The sequence below is a fragment of the Paenibacillus chondroitinus NBRC 15376 genome (assembly GCF_004000765.1).
GTDB lineage: Bacteria > Bacillota > Bacilli > Paenibacillales > NBRC-103111 > Paenibacillus_E > Paenibacillus_E chondroitinus.
The window spans coordinates 1-19,086 of the sequence record NZ_BILW01000003.1 but is presented as its reverse complement, the minus strand read 5'-3'; the positions used below and the strand labels follow the sequence as shown (position 1 = coordinate 19,086).

At 47.9% G+C, this 19,086-nt stretch carries 20 protein-coding genes and 1 pseudogene; 20 read left to right on the top strand and 1 reads right to left on the bottom strand.

From position 1 onward, the window contains the following. Nucleotides 1–3 precede the first annotated feature (3 nt). The 10 genes from PCH02S_RS04715 to PCH02S_RS04670 all read left to right on the top strand — a co-directional run bounded on the left by PCH02S_RS04715 (nt 4) and on the right by PCH02S_RS04670 (nt 12,463). Entirely contained in the window at nt 4–2,691 is a 2,688-nt protein-coding gene (locus PCH02S_RS04715) for a phosphoenolpyruvate synthase (RefSeq protein ID WP_127450600.1), read from the top strand. Nucleotides 2,692–2,704: 13 nt separating this feature from the next. Further along, on the top strand, nt 2,705–3,130 hold the full coding sequence (locus PCH02S_RS04710) for an NUDIX hydrolase (RefSeq protein WP_127450598.1): 426 nt from the start codon (nt 2,705–2,707) through the stop codon (nt 3,128–3,130). A gap of 625 nt (nt 3,131–3,755) precedes the next feature. Beyond that, a complete protein-coding gene (locus PCH02S_RS04705; protein WP_127450596.1) occupies nt 3,756–4,085 on the top strand; it encodes a PadR family transcriptional regulator in 330 nt (109 codons plus the stop codon). A gap of 16 nt (nt 4,086–4,101) precedes the next feature. Further along, nucleotides 4,102–4,968, top strand: coding sequence for a pentapeptide repeat-containing protein (locus PCH02S_RS04700; protein WP_127451120.1), 867 nt, complete (start codon nt 4,102–4,104; stop codon nt 4,966–4,968). Nucleotides 4,969–4,980: 12 nt separating this feature from the next. Beyond that, nucleotides 4,981–6,225 carry a serine hydrolase domain-containing protein gene (locus PCH02S_RS04695; protein WP_127450595.1) on the top strand — a complete coding sequence of 415 codons (1,245 nt, stop codon included), beginning with the start codon at nt 4,981–4,983 and terminating at the stop codon, nt 6,223–6,225. Between the two features lie 54 nt (nt 6,226–6,279). Further along, nucleotides 6,280–7,035, top strand: coding sequence for a cyclase family protein (locus PCH02S_RS04690; RefSeq protein ID WP_127450593.1), 756 nt, complete (start codon nt 6,280–6,282; stop codon nt 7,033–7,035). Between the two features lie 865 nt (nt 7,036–7,900). After that, nucleotides 7,901–10,090, top strand: a complete 2,190-nt coding sequence (gene katG / locus PCH02S_RS04685) for a catalase/peroxidase HPI (protein WP_127450591.1) — start codon at nt 7,901–7,903, stop codon at nt 10,088–10,090. Between the two features lie 165 nt (nt 10,091–10,255). Continuing rightward, entirely contained in the window at nt 10,256–10,771 is a 516-nt protein-coding gene (locus PCH02S_RS04680; RefSeq protein ID WP_127450589.1) for a DinB family protein, read from the top strand. 112 nt (nt 10,772–10,883) lie between these two features. Next, on the top strand, nt 10,884–11,234 hold the full coding sequence (locus PCH02S_RS04675; protein WP_127450587.1) for a YciI family protein: 351 nt from the start codon (nt 10,884–10,886) through the stop codon (nt 11,232–11,234). Then, a complete protein-coding gene (locus PCH02S_RS04670) occupies nt 11,231–12,463 on the top strand; it encodes an RNA polymerase sigma factor (RefSeq protein WP_127450585.1) in 1,233 nt (410 codons plus the stop codon). Before PCH02S_RS04675 ends, PCH02S_RS04670 begins: the two co-directional genes overlap by 4 nt. Nucleotides 12,464–12,531: 68 nt before the next feature. Here PCH02S_RS04670 and PCH02S_RS04665 read toward each other — a convergent pair whose 3' ends face one another. Beyond that, nucleotides 12,532–13,416 carry an AraC family transcriptional regulator gene (locus tag PCH02S_RS04665; RefSeq protein WP_127450583.1) on the bottom strand — a complete coding sequence of 295 codons (885 nt, stop codon included), beginning with the start codon at nt 13,414–13,416 and terminating at the stop codon, nt 12,532–12,534. A gap of 195 nt (nt 13,417–13,611) precedes the next feature. On the opposite strand from PCH02S_RS04665, the gene PCH02S_RS04660 reads away from it, so the two are divergent. The 10 genes and pseudogenes from PCH02S_RS04660 (at nt 13,612) to bshB2 (ending at nt 19,044) form a co-directional block, all read left to right on the top strand. Then, nucleotides 13,612–13,950, top strand: a complete 339-nt coding sequence (locus tag PCH02S_RS04660; RefSeq protein ID WP_127450581.1) for a hypothetical protein — start codon at nt 13,612–13,614, stop codon at nt 13,948–13,950. Between the two features lie 41 nt (nt 13,951–13,991). Further along, a complete protein-coding gene (locus PCH02S_RS04655; protein WP_127450579.1) occupies nt 13,992–15,161 on the top strand; it encodes an MFS transporter in 1,170 nt (389 codons plus the stop codon). Nucleotides 15,162–15,259: 98 nt separating this feature from the next. Then, nucleotides 15,260–15,571, top strand: coding sequence for a DUF1806 family protein (locus PCH02S_RS04650; protein WP_127450578.1), 312 nt, complete (start codon nt 15,260–15,262; stop codon nt 15,569–15,571). Beyond that, the gene (locus PCH02S_RS04645) at nt 15,568–16,293 is read left to right on the top strand and encodes a PIG-L family deacetylase (RefSeq protein ID WP_127450576.1); all 726 of its coding nucleotides are present in this window, start codon (nt 15,568–15,570) and stop codon (nt 16,291–16,293) included. The genes PCH02S_RS04650 and PCH02S_RS04645 overlap by 4 nt, the downstream gene beginning before the upstream one ends. Before the next feature lie 7 nt (nt 16,294–16,300). Next, nucleotides 16,301–16,481: pseudogene (locus PCH02S_RS04640) on the top strand (SDR family oxidoreductase); the annotation flags it as partial. A gap of 215 nt (nt 16,482–16,696) precedes the next feature. After that, entirely contained in the window at nt 16,697–17,062 is a 366-nt protein-coding gene (locus tag PCH02S_RS04635; RefSeq protein WP_127450574.1) for a DUF2089 domain-containing protein, read from the top strand. A gap of 12 nt (nt 17,063–17,074) precedes the next feature. Next, nucleotides 17,075–17,506 (top strand): hypothetical protein, encoded by a 432-nt coding sequence (locus PCH02S_RS04630; protein WP_127450572.1) that lies wholly within the window; start codon nt 17,075–17,077, stop codon nt 17,504–17,506. Between the two features lie 6 nt (nt 17,507–17,512). Further along, on the top strand, nt 17,513–17,857 hold the full coding sequence (locus tag PCH02S_RS04625) for a hypothetical protein (RefSeq protein ID WP_127450570.1): 345 nt from the start codon (nt 17,513–17,515) through the stop codon (nt 17,855–17,857). A 165-nt stretch (nt 17,858–18,022) separates the two neighbouring features. Then, nucleotides 18,023–18,367 carry a YojF family protein gene (locus tag PCH02S_RS04620; protein WP_127450569.1) on the top strand — a complete coding sequence of 115 codons (345 nt, stop codon included), beginning with the start codon at nt 18,023–18,025 and terminating at the stop codon, nt 18,365–18,367. A 23-nt stretch (nt 18,368–18,390) separates the two neighbouring features. Next, entirely contained in the window at nt 18,391–19,044 is a 654-nt protein-coding gene (gene bshB2 / locus PCH02S_RS04615; RefSeq protein ID WP_127450567.1) for a bacillithiol biosynthesis deacetylase BshB2, read from the top strand. The last annotated feature ends 42 nt before the right edge of the window (nt 19,045–19,086 follow it).

The window sequence follows — 19,086 nt, the reverse complement described above, 5'->3', positions numbered from 1 at the left end:
CCCATGAACAATTATGTGCTTGATTTTAGCCAATTGGATATAAATAGCCTTCCACTCGTAGGAGGCAAGGGCGCGAATTTAGGCGAAATGACGAAGGCGGGGTTTCCAGTCCCCGCAGGCTTTTGTGTCACGACGGAAGCTTTTTTGTCTTTTCTGAAGCAGAGTGAGGTTATGGACGAATTTTTCCAGCGATTAAATGGCGTTGAGGCAGATCAGCTAGCGGAAATTACGGTTTTGGGGCAGTCCATTCGTGAGCATCTGGTTAGCATGCCAGTTCCTGATGACATTCGGAACTCTATTTTTCAAGCTTGGCTTCAGTCCGGAGAGGATCAAGCCTATGCGGTGCGATCGAGCGCCACAGCGGAGGATTTGCCGTCTGCTTCATTCGCCGGTCAGCAGGATACGTATCTGAATGTACGCGGGGAAGAAGCGCTGCTACTTGCCGTACGCAAGTGCTGGGCGTCATTATTCACCGATCGGGCGATATCGTACAGGGCTCGCAACGGTTTCGATCATCGTGCTGTGCATCTATCCGTCGTCGTGCAACGCATGGTTTTCCCGGAAGTGTCCGGCATCATGTTCACCGCCGATCCGATTACGGGCAACCGAAACACGGTGTCAATTGACGCCAGCTTCGGCTTAGGGGAGGCGCTTGTGTCTGGGCTGGTTTCCGCTGACCTGTATCAGGTGCGGTCTGGGAAGCTGCTCACGAAGACGGTCTCCCGCAAGAAGCTCGCGATCTTCGCGCTCTCGGAGGGTGGCACCGTGACGAAGGAACTGCCGGAGGCAGAGCAAGTCGTGCAGGCGCTAGATGATGCGCAGATCCTGGAACTAGCTGCCATCGGCGATAAGATTAAGCGGTATTACGGCTCAGAGCAGGACATTGAATGGTGCTATGCGCAAGGAAACTTTTACATCGTTCAGAGTCGACCGATCACCTCGTTGTATCCGCTGCCGGAATTAAACATTCCTCCAGGGGAAAGTCCGCATTTGCTTGTATCTTTCGGCCATCAGCAGATGATGACGGATGCAATGAAGCCAATGGGCTTGTCGGTGCTTCGAACGTTGTTTCCTTTCGGGAAAACAGGCATTCGGGAGATGAACGAGCATACGGCGTCGGTCGGCGGAAGGGTCTATATCGATATTACAAAGCTGCTGACTCTGAAGCAGGCCCGTGTTCTTTTACCGAAGGTACTGACCAACATCGACGAGATGATTGGCCTTGGCCTAGCGGAGATGGTGAAGCAGCCATCGTTCGTTCAACATCTGCCTTCAGCACCTGGCGTGAGAAAAGGCGTTATCGGCTTTATTCGTCCCGTGCTGCTGAAAGTGGTGCGCAAACTGCTTTATGCTCCTGTTACCGATGCACATCCGGAGGTCAATGCGTACATCGAGGGATCGATTCATAAGGGAGAAAGTCAGCTTTCCGGAGTCTACGGTCCAGAACGGATAGTTCGAATTCAGGAGCATATAGGCTCGCTGCTATTGACCATTTTCCCACAGTTGCTCCCCTTTCCGCTGGCTGGAATTATTTCGTCGCGGCTTTTGAATGCACTGTCTATAAAATGGTTGGGCGATACGGAGATCGTGCATGTGCTGAACAGAGGATTGTCAGGCAACTTTACGAGTGAGATGGGGCTCATGATCGGCGATTTAGCGGATGCGGCCAGACCTTACCCGCAAGTGACAGACCTGATCCTGCACGGCGATCCGCTTCAATTTAGGGAAAAACTGCAGCAGGTAGAGGGAGGCATTGTATTCGCGCAGCAGTGGGATCGGTTCATGGAGCTTTACGGCATGAGGTGCCCTGGCGAAATCGACATTACACGCCCCCGATGGCGTGAGGATCCAAGCACGCTGCTGCCATCGATTGGCAGCCATATGCGGAGCATGGAGCCTGGTGAGCATCGAGCCAAGTTCGCCGAAGGCGCGCTGCAAGCGGAGGCCGCGGCAATCGACTTGTTAAAGCGGCTGCGTGCCCAACCTTTTGGCAGGTTGAAGGCGAAGCTCATGTCACGGTTAGTGAGCGTATTCAGAGGATTGATGGGGCTGCGGGAGCATCCCAAATATTTAATGATGCAGCATTTCTACCTCGTGCGCAAAGGGTTGCTTGACGAAGGCGACTCGCTGGTCAAGAAGGGGGTGTTAAAGCGGGCGGATGATGTGTTTTATTTGTCTCTCGACGAGCTGCTGAAATTGGCCGAAGGCGAACGTCCACCCGGAATTGCGGCGCTGCTAGAGCAGCGGACGGAGGAACTGAAGCGATTCCGCGGCATGACGCCACCAAGGTTGATGACAAGCGAGGGAGAAATCGTTATCGGCCGGCGTAAGTTGCAGGATGCTCCCGAGGGAGCCTTCGTTGGAACACCCGTATCCGCCGGCGTCATCGAGGGCATCGCTCGTGTGGTGCTGCGGCCTGAGGAGGCGAAGCTGAACAAGGGCGAGATTATGATCGCCCCTTTTACAGACCCAGGCTGGACGCCTCTGTTCCATTCCGCCGTCGGCCTGGTTATGGAGGTCGGCGGTTTGATGACACATGGCGCCGTAGTAGCCAGGGAATACGGGCTGCCGGCGGTTGTTGGCATTGATGGAGCGACGACCCTCATTCGCGACGGAGACCGAATTCGGTTGGACGGGACTCGCGGGTATGTACTGGTGTTGGAGCGAAACGATTTCATGAAACTTGACTGAGGAGGTTGATCAAATGGTTCCAAAACATATCGTATCAGCAGCAACCATTGTCATAAATGAACGCAACGAAATTCTATTGATAAAAGGACCTAGACGAGGATGGGAAATGCCGGGAGGCCAGGTTGAAGAGGGTGAATCCCTGAAGGATGCGGCAATAAGGGAAACAAAGGAGGAGAGCGGAATCGATATTGAGATAACCAAGTTTTGCGGCGTTTTTCAAAATGTAAACGCTAGTATTTGTAACACGTTATTTTTAGGAAAACCAACCGGAGGAGAATTAACCACTACATCCGAGTCTTTAGAAGTGGGATTTTTTCCAGTTGAAACAGCATTAGAGATGGTAACGTGGGGCAATTTCAAACAACGAATTGAGTATTGCTTAAATGAAGAACATCATCCTTTTTATGTTGAATTCTCTATTCCGCTTAAGGATTGTTAAACCCAATAGAAAATAGGAATGTGGATCCGCAGCCAAGGGCTGGGGGTCTTTTTTTGCGCTAATCCCGGTCTAGTACAAGCGATTGCATCTTCAGTTTTTAACATTAGATTCAAATTTACCAATGGCTCAAGATTCAATTAGAGGATGGAACTTTCAAATGGGTCAAGACATATCCGATCTCCGATAATGAGAGTTCTCCGTTGATGGAATTCAACTTATCTGATGAAAAGATAATGCTGTGAAGAGCTACTCGTTATTTCGACATCGACGGTGATTCAAGTCTCAGCTTGCAGAACTGGTTACAACCTGGAACCTATGTAGCAAATAAAATCAATAACGGATGGGCTCGTATCCTAACGCCATATGGTTGGAAAGTAGTTAACCTTGATCGAGCACCGCTGGAACGGCCACAGGGTATTACTGAAACACATGAAAAAGTAAAATTAACCCGGGATACAAAAACCTAGTATTTTTCCTTAACAGGCGAAGTTTTACATCAGGAAGGGACATTTAATGATCAGAAAGCTGTCTCATATGAAAAATGGATTTCTCCTGTAGTGCAATCAAAGTATTACCTTGACAGACATAGTAATATGATTTATTATACAGTCATGGAGGTGATTGTATGAGCGAGAACAAGATCACATCCGACCTGTTACGCGGACATACGGATACGATGATTTTACGGCTCTTGTCCGAAGCTGATCGCTACGGTTACGAGATTGTCAAGCTGATCGCCGAGCGATCCAGCGGCGAGTATGAACTGAAGGAAGCCACGATGTACTCCAGCTTCCGGCGGTTAGAAGCAGACGGTGACATCGAGTGGTATTGGGGCGATGAGTCACAGGGCGGACGGCGTAAATATTTTAGGATAACGGAAAAGGGCAAGAACACTTACGATCGCAACAAAAGCAACTGGGAGTATGCCAAACGCGTTTTAGAAAACTTACTATGAGGAGAGATTTGATATGATGAATCCCAAATTGACGGATTATCTGAACAGCGTTTTTACGCCATACGATGGTGTAAAAAGCGTCTCCGAATTAAAAGACGACCTGCATACCGATTTGCAAGAACGATACCGTGAACTCAAAGCGGATGGCAAGGACGATGAAACAGCGTTTATGATGACCATTGAAAGTATCGGCGACATCGAGCAAACGATTCTGGAGGTCGCCAACCTCTCCCGTTCGCTGGAACGGCAAGTACTGACAAACTTTAATGGTAGCAATTTGGCGGAAAGCGATTTTGCAGGCATTAAGGCGCATAAAGGACAGTTTAAAGGCAGCTCGCTGCATGGTTCCGATTTTTCCGGCGCCGATTTAACGGGCAGTTCGTTTAAGGCCAGTGACGTGCGTGAAGCCAATTTTGACGGGGCGAATTTAACGGATTGCAGTCTGGAAGCGCTGGACCTGTCAAATGCAAGCTTTGATAAGACGATTCTTGTACGAACCAATTTTAGCAAGTCAGGGCTTGACGGTGCCAAGTTCACAGGTGTAAGACTCATCGATGTAACGTTATCGATGACCGATCTTCGAAAGACGATGTTTGAAGGATGCCGATTTGAGGGAGTTGATTTCAAATATACCGATCTCACCCGGCAGCGTTTTGACGGTCAGACGTTTATCGGTGTTAAGTTTGACAAAGCTGCTTTAACCGAAGTTTCATTCAGGGGCGCTACATTTAACAATGTTTCATTCCTGCCTGGGTTTAGTCTCACGAATAAATACTATCGGATGATCAAAACCGTTATTTTCGACGGCGCAACGATGGATAAATTGACGTATGCGGCGCTTAAAGGTATGGGAGCGGATGTATCCAAGGTTACTATTCGATAAGGAGGGAACCAAATGAACAGGATCATTACGGGACAAAGTAACAGCGGCTTCTCCAAAGATGGGCTGAGCAGATTGCACGATGTGCTGGTACGGCATGTTGAGTCCGGGAAGATTCCCGGGCTCGTCGCTTTGATCAGCCGGAATGGTGAGACACATGTCGAAGCGCTCGGTACGATGCGCCATGACGGTGGCGCTCCGATGAACCGGGACACGATATTCCGGATGGCATCCACTTCCAAGCCGGTTGCAGTCGCGCCGGTGATGATCCTGTTCGACGAGTGCAGGCTGCGGCTGGATGATCCGGTAGATGCCTGGCTGCCTGAACTCGCCAACCGACAGGTGCTGAAACGAGTCAACGGCCCGCTGGACGATACGGTGCCGGCGAGACGGCCGATCACGGTAAGGGATCTGTTGACCTCCACATTCGGGCTCGGCATGGATATTACGCTGCTGGGCACTCCGATTCTGAGTGCGATCTTCGAGCAGGGGCTCACGCCCGATCTGCCGACGCCGATGCCCGAACCGGATGAGTGGATGCGCCGCCTCAGCACGCTTCCGTTGATGTATCAGCCAGGAGAGCGCTGGCAGTACCACATCAGCAACGATCTGCTCGGCGTGCTCGTCGCCAGGGTCACGGGGCAGTCGTTTGAGTCATTCCTGCGCGAACGCATTTTTGATCCGCTCGGCATGAAAGATACCGGCTTCCACGTGCCTGCCGATAAAATCGATCGGATGCCGCCCCTTTACGCGCCCAATCCGCAAACTGGCGTGTTCAATGTGTGGGACGAAGCCAAAGGGGGACGCTACAGCCAGAATCCGGCGTTCCAGGGTGGCGGAGGCGGATTGACCTCAACCGTCGACGATTTTCACGCCTACTTCCAGATGCTGTTGAATCAAGGGAAACACGGGACTGAACGGATTTTATCCCGGCCTGCCGTCCAGTTGATGACCACCAACCGGCTCACACCTGAGCAACAAGCCGTCCGTAACGCCATGGCGACCAACAACGTCCATTTGTCATTCGGGCAAGGGCAGCATGGTGGCTGGGGATTTGGGATGGCGGTACGCACTTATCGTGGCGACTACGCGCCCATCGGTCAATTCGGCTGGGACGGCGGTAGCGGCACCTCGACCTACGCTGATCCAGTTAATCAGCTCACCGGAATCCTGCTCACTCAGGTGGGCATGTCAACTCCGGATTCGGCGAGGGTTATCCACGATTTCTGGACTACGGTATATCAGGCCGTTGAGGATTGATTGTTTTTTATATCATTTAACAAATTCATTTAACAATGTGAGGTGTAAAGTATAGTGAAACTTTTTGATTTAAGTGTTCCTATCAGTCCCCGAATTCGTGAACCACTTCCAGCTAAAATTGAATACTCCACCCATGAAGAGGGAGCAGTCCAAGCAGCTGCAGCGCTCGGGCTCGCACCTGAAAATTTTCCGGAAAAGAAGGCATGGGCTACAGAGACAGTTACGTTAAATACACATTCGGGGACACATGTGGACGCGCCATGGCATTACTGGCCTACATCAGAAGGGAAACCCTCCAGAACCATTGACGAGCTTCCCTTGGAGTGGTTTTACTCAGATGGCGTGCTGCTTGATTTCAGCAGTAAGCCACCGGGTTATGAAATCACGAAAGATGATCTTATCACAGAGTTGAAGCGGATTAACTATACGTTAAAACCATTCGATATTGTACTTATTCGCAGTGATGCAGATAAACGATTGTACCACGAGCATTATGCGTTCCTGCATGCTGGTGTTTCAGCTGAAGCGACACTTTGGCTGCTCGAATGCGGAATTAAGGTTGTTGGGACGGATGGCTGGGGCTGGGATATTCCATTGAACCTGCAAGCCGAGGATTACCGAAATCATCCAAGAGACGGTGTCCTGTGGGCAGCCCACTATTTAGGTAAGGATCGGGAGTATTGCCAGATCGAAAAACTTGCAAACCTGGATCAACTTCCGAAGCCTTACGGTTTCAAAGTGTCCTGCTTTCCAGTGAAGATTGAGCGAGCAAGTGCCGGATGGGCTAGACCTGTTGCAATTTTTGAATAATAAATCATGCCGTGTGTAAAGCACCGTGCGTTTAGTTAGACCCTCAGCTACTGCTGTGGGTCTATAATTTTTTTGAAAGATAGGCAAGAGATTCTGGAAATTCCACTAGTTGCCACCTGCAAGTGATGGATGCGTGCTTTGCTGCTAGAAAATAGAATGTATTATTTAGTAGTTTGGGTGGGCTTATGTCACAGAGAGATAAAGGAAAAAATAAATGCCGCTCCTGTCCTCCAGGACCAGAGGGCCCCCGAGGGCCTCGTGGAATTCCATGACCTCATGGACCACAAGGCCCGCTTGGTCTGGCGTTTGTTCCTGGTTGTAATGCGCAATCTTTAGGTCCATGTTGATTGGCCGAGGGTTCTTCCACGAAATCGATCGGGTTCGCTTCCTATGCCGAAGGTGCCGGTACGATAGCAAGTGGACTAAATTCTCACGCAGAGGGGATACTAACAACATCCAGTGGTACGGCCTCTCATTCGGAAGAAATACAGACAAGCACTAATGGACATATAGGCTCCCATATTATGGGAACAACCTGTAAAGCGGAAGTGATTTCTCTTGGTTTTTAGCCAGTGGACTTAATGATGATGGGACCGGAAACAATTTGTCGGCCAAAATTATTGGTTCAGGCTTAAATAAGGTGCTGCAGATTTTTTTGCACTTCCTAGGCGAGGAGATTCATGTGGAAAGTGTAAAGCTAATGAACAGGTGATGAGATACTATTTTTCACCAATGCTTCATATGTATGAAGTAGGACAAGAATAGGGATCGATTAGCAAAAAAAAGTTGATTTTTATTCCAATTAGCTTTATAACTGTATTTAGAACAATTATTATTTAAAATTAATTATTGTAGGGGTGATATTATGGATTTGACTTCCGGCAGCGAAGGCAAATGCCCGTTTCCGCACGGCAGCGCAACTAGTCACAAATCAAGCGGTACGACGAATAGAAATTGGTGGCCCAATCAGCTCAATTTGTACATACTTCATCAACATGATCAGAAATCAAACCCGATGGGTCCGGATTTTAATTACGCAGAAGAGTTTGCAAAATTAGATTTCCAAGCGGTTAAGCAGGATCTTAAGAATCTAATGACAGACAGTCAAGATTGGTGGCCTGCTGACTATGGACATTATGGTCCATTTTTCATACGTATGGCTTGGCATGCTGCAGGTACTTACCGTACGGGTGACGGTCGCGGCGGTGCCGGAACCGGAAACCAGCGTTTTGCTCCTCTGAATAGCTGGCCAGATAATGGAAACCTCGATAAAGCCCGTCGATTGCTTTGGCCGATTAAGCAAAAGTATGGCAATAAGATCTCGTGGGCGGATTTATTCATTTTAACAGGTAACGTCGCAATTGAATCTATGGGGGGTAAAACCTTTGGTTTCGGCGGCGGCCGAGTAGACGTTTGGCATCCGGAAGAAGATATTTACTGGGGTGTTGAGACAGAATGGCTGGGGGACAAACGTTACACGGGCGATCGTGAGCTTGAGAATCCGCTTGCCGCTGTTCAGATGGGTCTTATCTATGTGAATCCAGAGGGTCCGAACGGCAAACCAGATCCAGTTGCAAGTGCACGCGACATTCGCGAAACGTTCAAACGCATGGGAATGAATGATGAAGAAACCGTCGCACTCGTAGCGGGCGGTCATACATTCGGCAAGGCACACGGTGCTGGAGATGCTGCGAAAGTAGGGGCAGAACCGGAAGGGGCTCCAGTTGAAGCTCTGGGCTTAGGTTGGATCAATACGCACGGCTCTGGTAGAGGTCGTGACACGATAACCAGCGGTATTGAAGGTGCTTGGACTGCGAATCCAACGCAGTGGGATAATGGCTTCTTCGATATGCTCTTTGGATATGAATGGCAGCTTACGAAAAGCCCGGCAGGCGCCTATCAGTGGGCTCCGATAAATCCTGACAAAGAGCACCTCGCACCGGATGCGGAAGATTCATCCATTCGCGTTCCGACGATCATGACTACAGCGGATTTAGCATTGCGCGAAGATCCGGCATATGAGAAGATTTCTCGCCGTTACCATGAAAATCCGGAAGAATTTGCAGATGCTTTTGCTCGCGCGTGGTTTAAACTCACTCACAGAGACATGGGTCCTCGTGTAAGATACCTAGGTCCGGAAGTTCCTGAAGAAGTGCTGCTCTGGCAGGATCCTGTAGATGCAGTCAACATCGAATTAACAGATGCGGAAGTTCAAGATCTTAAAACGAAGATCCTAAACTCCGGTCTTACAATAAGTGAACTGGTAACAACGGCGTGGGCTTCGGCAAGCACTTTCCGGGGGACGGATATGCGCGGTGGTGCGAATGGTTCCCGTATTCGACTTGCTCCTCAGAAGGATTGGGAAGTGAATCAGCCTACACAACTTAGTAAAGTGCTTGCTATTCTGGAAACGATCCAGGTTGAACTTGAGAAGAAAGTAAGCTTGGCTGACTTGATTGTATTAGGTGGTAGCGCTGCCGTTGAAAAAGCTGCACGTGATGCAGGTTATGATGTAACGGTTCCATTCACACCTGGCCGCGGCGATGCGACTCAAGAACAAACGGATGTAGAAAGCTTTGCAGTACTAGAGCCGGCGGCCGATGGTTTCCGCAACTATCAGAAGAAGAATTACAGTGTAAATGCTGCTGAACTCCTAATAGACAAGGCACATCTGCTTAACCTTACTGCGCCAGAAATGACTGCGCTTGTAGGCGGTATGCGTGTTCTTGGTACAAACTTCGATGGGACAAAACATGGCGTATTCACTGAGCAGGTAGGTAAACTGACGAACGACTTCTTTGTTAATTTGCTTGATATGAGAGTGCAGTGGAAGCCTGTTAGCGGAGGTATCTACGAAGGATCCGATCGTCAGACAGGTAAAGTCGTGCGTACGGCGACGATCGTTGATCTCGTATTCGGATCAAACTCTATTCTACGTGCCATTGCTGAAGTTTACGCTCAAGATGATAACAAAGAGAAGTTTGTACGTGAATTTATTGCAGCTTGGGTAAAAGTAATGAACGCAGATCGTTATGAGCTAGCTAACACGCAGTAATGAGTTAAAAAGACTCAACCAAGTTTTCTACTAACTTGGTTGGGTCTTTTTTCTATTTTTATATACCGAGGAGCCGGGCTTCATCTTTGCATTGACAACGGAACGGTCTGTTCGTATGATCCAAATAGATTGTAAAAAAATGTGAATAGTGGGGAGAGGATTCGGATGTTGAACAATTGTGCGGCTATTATCCAACAATACATGGAGAATTTGGACAAATATTCGATAGAGCAGTTGAGATATAAAAGCGAGGAAGACGTATGGTCAATCGGGCAGATGTATGTCCATGTAATCGAAGTGGCGAAAGAATATATCGGGCATATTGAAACGTGCTCAAAGGCAACAAGGGAAGAGCCTGGAGGCAGGACAGGGGACGGAATGAAGGCGTTTACGGAAAAAGAGTGGCCTAATATCCGAGTGAAACTTGACCAACCGCCGAATGAGACAAGAAATCCCGAGACTAAAGATGAAATCATAGCCGGACTAGAGCAAGTGCTAGTGATGTTGGCCTACTGGACAAGCCGCATAGAAGAAGTAAATCCAGCATGCAAGGTTCGCCACGGCTGGTTTGGCTGGCTGAACGCACGTGATTGGTTTGAGATGGTTGGGATGCACAGCAGGCATCATCTGCGGCAAAAAGAAATACTGGACGAGAAACTGGCGGAGACAGGGATAAGATAGCTCGAAATAATAATTTTTTTCATTTGATGTAGAAATTGTGTGATCTGGTTCGTCATTATTGTGAAGACGGCAAGAAGTTATTCCAATATGAACGTTGAGAGGAGCAATAACTATGAATTACACATTGATCATGTATGAAACAACAGAGGATTTCGCCAAACGTACCGACCCAATACACAAGGAGGCATATACGGCAAGCTGGGCTCATTATGTCACAGCTTTGCGTGAATCCGGTATTGTTGTAAGCAGCGCAGGCCTCCAGTCTCCGGAGACGGGGACCATGCTAAGCCGTAACGGCGGCGAATTGCTTGTTCAGGATGGCCCGATCACGGAAACGAAGGAGCAAATCGGCGGTCTGATCATCATAGACGTGCCGGATATGGACCACGCATTGGAATGGGCGGCGCGTTGTCCCGGCAGCTCAGTTGAGGTTCGTCCCAACCTCAATCCGATTACAAAATGAGCGATAGGCAAGCTCATCAAATAATTGAACAGACGGCCAGGGAATCCTACGGCCGTCTGGTTGCATTCCTTGCCGTTCGCTCTCGTGACCTGGCGGCAGCGGAGGATGCGCTTGCGGACGCGTTTCTGTCCGCGTTGGTGAAATGGCCGGCGAGCGGAGTGCCGGACAAGCCTGAAGCATGGCTGCTTACGGCTGCGAGACGTCGGTTGATCGATGGCAGCCGACATGCCCGCGTGCAAGCCGGCGCTGAGCATGCTTTGATATCTCTAGCAGAAGATGCTAGGCATCGAGTCGAAAACGAGATGCCTTTCCCTGACGAACGGCTGAAGATGCTGTTTATTTGCGCGCATCCCGAAATCGATCCTGCTGTGCGCACGCCGCTTATGCTCCAGTCTGTGCTTGGCCTTGATGCGGCCCGTATTGCTTCGGCTTTCATCGTTAAACCGGCAACGATGGGTCAGCGGCTCACTCGTGCCAAAGCAAAAATAAAGAGCGATGAGATCAGATTCGATTTGCCCGGTGAGGATGAATGGCCGGAGCGCCTTGGAGCCGTGCTTGAGGCTGTTTATGGAGCCTATGGCAGTGGGTGGGAGGATATTGCCGGCGTTGATTCTCGCAGGAAGGGGCTTACCGAAGAAGCGATATTTCTGGGAAGGCTGATTGTCCGATTCATGCCAGGGGAACCCGAAGCACTGGGATTGCTGGCTCTCATGCTGCACTGCGAGGCGCGCCGTAATGCGCGCCGCGATGAGGCAGGCGGCTATGTGCCAATATCCGATCAAGATCATTCACGCTGGTCGTTCGGAATGATCGAGGAGGCTGAACATTGCCTCCGCACTGCCGCCAATGGGAAACGTATCGGACGATTCCAGCTTGAGGCGGCCATTCAATCCGTGCATGCTCAGCGAGCTTGGACGAACCGCACGGAATGGGGAGAGATTGCGCTGCTGTACGAGGGGCTGGTTAGCATTGCTCCAACGATTGGCGCAACCGTAGGTCGCGCAGCAGCGGTTGCTGAAGCGTTCGGCGCAGAGGCGGGAAAATCGCTGTTGGATATTATACCGGCAGAAGCGGTTAAAAGTTATCAGCCTTATTGGGCGCTGCGCGCTCATTTGTTCAAAAGGATGAAGAGATACGAGGAAGCCCGTGCCTTTTACGGCCGTGCTATCGGGCTTTGCATGGATCCATCCATTCGAGCTTTTCTGGAGAAGCAATCCAATGAATGTTAATTGAGTTTATACGGTGGAAATGAAAGCAGGGAGTAGATTGCCGCAATGGCAGCTGCTCCCTGTTGTTTTTAATTTAACTGGCTTTTACGATACTGTATGGGCGTAAACCCTGTGATCTTTTTGAAAATCCGACAAAAGTAAGGGAAATTAGGTATGCCAACCAATGAACCAATTTGTTCAATAGATTTTGATTCCGTTTTCAACAACCAGCAAGCCTGTCTTACTCTACGTGCAATGACGTATTCAGTGATACTTCCCCCTGTTTCGGTCCGAAATAACCGCGATACATGATTCTTGGAGAGATGGAGTTCCTTTGCTAATTCAATCAAGTCAAAAGGTTCTGTAAAATGCTCTTCGACCCAATTCATGATTTTTTCAGCATGTCTTTCCGGACGTGCGACGCCCCCAAATCCTCCAATGTGCAAGGAGCTGAGATAGTCTAAAATGTTGAGAATCAACATCGACGCTGTCTCGTGGTCTTCATCTTTTTCGTTCCACCCCGTAACCAGGTCGTTGAATCTTTCCAGAACGCCTATCATATAAGTCGAATCCCGATCCTCACGAAATACCTGATTGGTCATTTGTTCTTTCCATACCTGATCAAAAAAACGAGACAGTACAGTAAAGTTTTTGAGATGAGGGGCAACGATTGAGGGTTCAAAGGTTAGAACGGTTCGTACATATGGATTTTGAGGAGTGGCATCAAATTGAATGCGATGCAATTGGAAGGGTTGTAATATTACGACACAGCCGGCCTCTAAATTGTAAATTTTGCGGTTAAGAGTCAAGGTTCCCTTTCCTTGATGGACAAACAAGACCTCAATCCCTTTATGATAATGGTAAGTAATAGGGGGATATTCATAGGACACGGCCCTATATTTAAGTCTTACTCCCCGGTTGTTAAGTACATGAAATACTTGTGCACGTTCATCCACATGTTTTGTATTTTTCAATGATGATCACCATCCAACCCGCTTTTCAAAATTATCATTTGAGTGCTATTTTGTGACGGAAGAAGATAACTATTTTAGCCAAAAAATAAGCTATGATAGGAATGTCGATACCATCTAATTATACGTTGTTGCCATTATTGGTGGCAATGAGGCTTGCAAAGATTATGACTCAAAAACCTACGGAGGTGACATAGAATGACTTTCCCTTTCTCGACTCTAAAGGAGGACGAATACAGCGAGTTATTGGATGGAATCAAAGATATCTTGAAGGAATGCTATCAAGTGACAGAATACGAGGCGATGTTAGTCATTCATGAGGGTAATGAAAAAGCGCAAGAGTTGTTAAAAGATTATTTGCCTTACATAGATTCGATTCATAAAACGATTTGTGGCATTAGAGACACACTGGAAAATCATATGAATCTAGTACTCCAGGAACAAGAATTGCCAAATAAAATGATTTATGAAGCAGCTGCCTGGCACGCGTTTGAATCTGTAAGATGTTACTATAAAAGCACGGTAACTACCGTGTAACCGCAATTTCGACTACAACATATGAAGAAGGCGAAAATCAGATGGCAAGAAAAACAACCTATGTATACATGTCTATGTATTACTCACTTGTCTTTATGGCGCTAGGCGCTTTCAGCAATTATATTCCTATCTATTACAACGACATCAATCTTGATCATTTTCAGATTGGTTTGCTCTCGACAGCGGGAGCGATTACCGCAATGATCGCGCAACCGCGATGGGGATTGGCCGCCGACAGAGCGGCATCGAAAAACCGTTTGCTGCTTATAGCGCTGCTGCTCACCTCAATTCTCGTCTGGACGTTACCGGCGGCAGGCAGCCAATTCTGGGTGTTATTTGCGTGCACAGTTGTGTTCGGGGCCGTCCAATGCGTGATTAATCCGCTGGGTGACACGATAACGCTGGAGATTTCCCGCAAGTCGGGATTTAACTTTTCGCGTATTCGCACAGCGGGATCCGTCGGTTATGCTTTGATGGCGGTTATTGCCGGCTGGCTGCTGGACCGTAATCTGCACTATATGTTCCCGTTGTTCTCCGGGCTCGTATTCGTCGCCTTCCTGCTGGCTTGGGGCATCCCTAAGGTGGAAGGCCATCAGCACAAGGCGAAGGTCCAACTGAAACAGCTGTTTACCAGCAGAAAGCTTGTTTTGATTTACTTATACACACTTGTGGTAAATTGTACGTTGGGCTTTTTTACGACATTTCAAGCCGTCTATAGTAAAGAACAAGGTATGAGCACAGCGCTGATTGGCATTGGGGTCAGTATCGGTTCGATCAGCCAGTTTCCCTTCATGCTGTTTTTTCAACCGCTTTATCGGAGGTTCGGGATTTTTAAAATATTGCTCTGCTCCGGAATTATTCTCGCCGTACGATGGTTGCTGTTCAGCGGTTCACTTAGCCCGGCCGTCTATTTGGCGACGTGGGTGCTGCATGGCGGGACGTTCATGCTCTTTTACTTATGTCTGGCTGAGTATGTGAGTACACATGTGCCCAAAGAGCTGAAAGCAAGCGGACAAATGATGAATTCATTGACGATGAACGCCATCAGCCGTACATTAGGCTCGCTATTAGGCGGACTGTATGCCGGTTGGTTCGGTATCCGCTCAGGATTTATGGTCAGTTCTATCATTTGTGTCGCAGCAGTGGCTTTATTTTGGTATTATTATCGGCCCAATGATGGGGAGAAACTGGAAATGGAAGTGTCTGCCTGAGATACAAAACTGGCGTTCCGGCATTTTATTTAAGTAATGAGCTGTGATACGATGAAACGGAATAGATTATAAATTTCAGAGAAAAGAGAGTCTAAGCAATGATCACAATAAACCGATCAAAAGTAGAAGATGAGCTTCAAGCCTTCATTGGTCATGATGTTTATATTCACAGTGAAGCAACGTCCTTTGTATTCGTACGTAATTTCAAGGTCAAGGTTACCCAAGCGTTCATAGCGGGGGAAGGTCCATTTCGTGCTGCTCTCCGATTTGACGGGCATGGCTGGCTCCGAATGGAAGCGCTCACGCATTATGAAATTGATACAAATGGCCGGCTTTTATTGGCTGGTTATGATGACAGGGGCCGGATGAATGTTGCGCTGCATGTAGGAAAGGAGCCGTTTCCAGAATGAACATTACACAACATACACCATCGAAAAAACTGTTAGCGGTGTTTGCGCATCCCGACGATGAGTCGTTTATTTGTGGAGGTACGCTCGCCAAATATGCCAGTGAGCAGGTCGACATTACTCTAGTGAGCGCAACGCGTGGAGAAATGGGACGACGTATGGGCAATCCGCCTTACCTTAATCGTGAAACGATGGCAGATGCTCGTGAAATGGAGCTAAGGAATGCCTGCGATAGCTTGGGAATCCGACAATTGCAATTTTTGGATATCCGTGATAAAACCGTTGAGTTTGTCGATGAGAATAGCTTGACAGCACGCATTACGGCTATTATCCAAGAAATTGACCCTGATGTCGTGCTTACTTTTCACGAAAAACTGGGTGGTCATCCCGATCATTGTGCTATAGGGAAGGCGACGACAGCCGCTTTTCAAAAATTAGATCGACGAGGAGCCCTGTATTTTATTACGTTTGGCGATGCGATGGAGCGTCCTGAGCGATACGGGTATTCCCGCAAAGATGTCGTCAAAATCGATGTGCACGCTCACTTGGACGCCAAGCTTGCCGCGTTTCGTGACCACCGGTGCCAAACTGAAATAGACGAATGGGTATGGCTGCCCGATCAAGAAGCAAAAGCCAGATTCGGTAAATACGAATACTTTTTGAAAGCGGACAGGGCGTCTTCGACATTAAATCATGATGATTTATTTATTTCTACACTTGGATAAAACATTAAGTATTGGCAGTGTCAACGAGTTCGGAGCCTCTCGAACAAAGGTTACCCAAGGTATGATTCCGCGTGCTGGCCAACCGGAAGAGATTGCGCAAAGTAGCTCTATTCCTGGCATCCGACGAATCAAGTTTTGTTAACGGCGCAGTGATCGCTGCGGACGCAGGTTGGACGGCTGGTTTCTGAGGAAGCATCTTAGAAATCTTATATGTAAATAATCTTTGAATCCGGGTATTGCTATGTGCAATATCCGGATTATTTGTTTTTTAATCGAGTTCTGTAGTTTTAATAAATTAATAATATGATTAAATAAATTAATTTTTTAATTAAATAATTTAATAATTATTGATTTACATTTTAAAAACAGTGGATTATAATTTAGAAAAAGAAAGGGGCGGAGTATGAAATATCCCATCATCACACAGTGTCCTGTATGCGACCATCATTTGCACGCCGTCAAGCTGGAATGCGGACATTGCCGAACAACGATTGAGAACACATTTGAATTATCCAATCTGGCTCTACTCTCGCCCGAACAACTCCATTTTGTGATTACCTTTCTAGTGAACAGGGGCAACATCAAGGAAGTGGAGAAAGAGCTCGGAATATCTTACCCGACGGTGCGCGGTAAGCTCAATGATATCATTTCGGCCCTCGGATACGATACGCGGAAGAAGCCAGAAGTCGATGAGAAGAAGGTCATTTCCATGCTGGAGAACGGCGAAATTACTGCAGACGAAGCGGTCAAAATGCTGAAGGATGAATAAGGAGGTATCACGATGAAAGAAGAAATCAGCAAAGTATTGTCCATGATGCAGGAGGGCAAAATTGATTCCGTCAAGGCTTCTGAGTTGATTGACGCACTAAAGGAGAAACAAACAGCTCCTGCTTCGCATGCCGTACAGATGCTGGGGAAACCCAACTTCTCGAAGAAACCGTCTTCGGGATCGGGTGGTTATTTAGATAAAACATTGAAAATACGGGTTACTTCTCATGAAAATGATAATGTGAACATTAATTTGCCGATTAAACTTGTGAAAGCTGTACTCGCAGCTGGACACAGCATCGCATCCAATATTCCGCAGGCTTCGAAATATGTGAAGGATATCGATATTGACCTTCTAATCGATGCCATAGAGAACGAGCTTGACGGGCAAATCATTGACATCCGCTCCGGTGTATCGGACACAGTCACCGTGGTGATTGAGTGACAAGTCATGATGATTGTGAAGGTTAAGAGTAAGGAGCATGCTTTTACGATTCCTGTCCCTTATACCGTACTGCACATGGGTAGCGGTATTCTGACTTCCAATTTCATTCACCGTATATTGAAGGATTGGTTGAACAAATTTGACGGAGAGTCGGATGGGCATTTGAACAGGAAGCATGATTTCGATTCGGACAGCAGTCGATTCGGGATCGAGCTGGTAGTGTCGATTCTCCAAAGCCGAAGCACAAAGCAAGCGATCCGGCAACTCATCAAGGAGTTGCAGCGTTACAAGGGGACGGTTCTGGTCGATGTCAAAGCTAAGGACGGCACGGAAGTGTTAATTAAACTGTAAGACAGGTTTTTAATATCAATGAATGCCGCATAGGATGTGGCATTTTTTTTATGTTTTCATTCTCATGTGTTATATGGATTCGCAGGCAAGATATGCTAAAATAATGTCATATCGGTTAAACTCTTCGAAGAACGATATCTATCTAAGGCCATTGGAGGGAAGTACATGCAGCTTATCGACAAAGCAATAGTCCAGCAGTTTATCGATATCCTTATTGATCAGGATTTATATATTCATCTCGAGATGACAACGGGGGCTTATGCCGCGCATCTGGATTCTACGAAGCATCCGGCCGCGACTTTTATTTCGAATGCCGTTATTCGTTATTCTCAGGGCTCGATTTCGGGTAATGGACCTTATCGCGTCGGCTTGAAAACGGAGCAAGGTTGGGTTTATTCCGAGGGGCTTACTCACTATGAAGAGACGGATACGGAAAGGCTTATCCTTGCGGGGCATGATACGGCGGGTAAACTTGTCGTGGCGCTGCAATTGAGCCGGGAACCGTTCTAAGGTAAAGGAGGAATCGAACATATATGGAACGACACATTCTAGTTGTGCTTCCACATCCGGATGATGAAGCATTCAGTGCGTCAGGTACGCTTGCCATGCATCTCAGCCAAGGATCAGAAGTCACTTACGCTTGTTTAACTTTAGGTGAAATGGGCCGCAACATGGGCATACCGCCATTCGCCAATCGGGTCACATTGCCTGTCATTCGCAAACAGGAACTTGAAGCTTCGTGCCGCGCTATCGGCATTCGGGATCTTAGGTTGCTCGGTTTTCACGATAAAATGATCGAGTTCGAGGATAAAGCCAAGTTGGACGGACGCATCGAAGAACTTATCAAAGAACTTAATCCTTCGTTAGTTCTTACTTTCCACCCCACACTGAGTGTTCATCCCGATCACGAAGCATGTGGAGCGGCGGTAATCCGAACCATTGGCAGAATGCCTGCCGACCGAAGGCCGATTGTGCATTGTATGGCATTCGCCAAAAATCATGAACAAGAAATCGGCAAACCCGATATTGTTAATGATGTTACAAGTTTCTTGAAACAGAAGATGGCTTCAATTCAATCCCATAAGTCTCAATTCCAAGCCGCCGAATTAGTAGGTAACAAGAAATTATCCGATCCAGAAATCCTGACACGCTTCGGAACGGAGCGGTTTTGGACGTATCGATTCTAATGAAACATTGTTGAATGAAGCGATGAAGGCAGCCGGCACTAG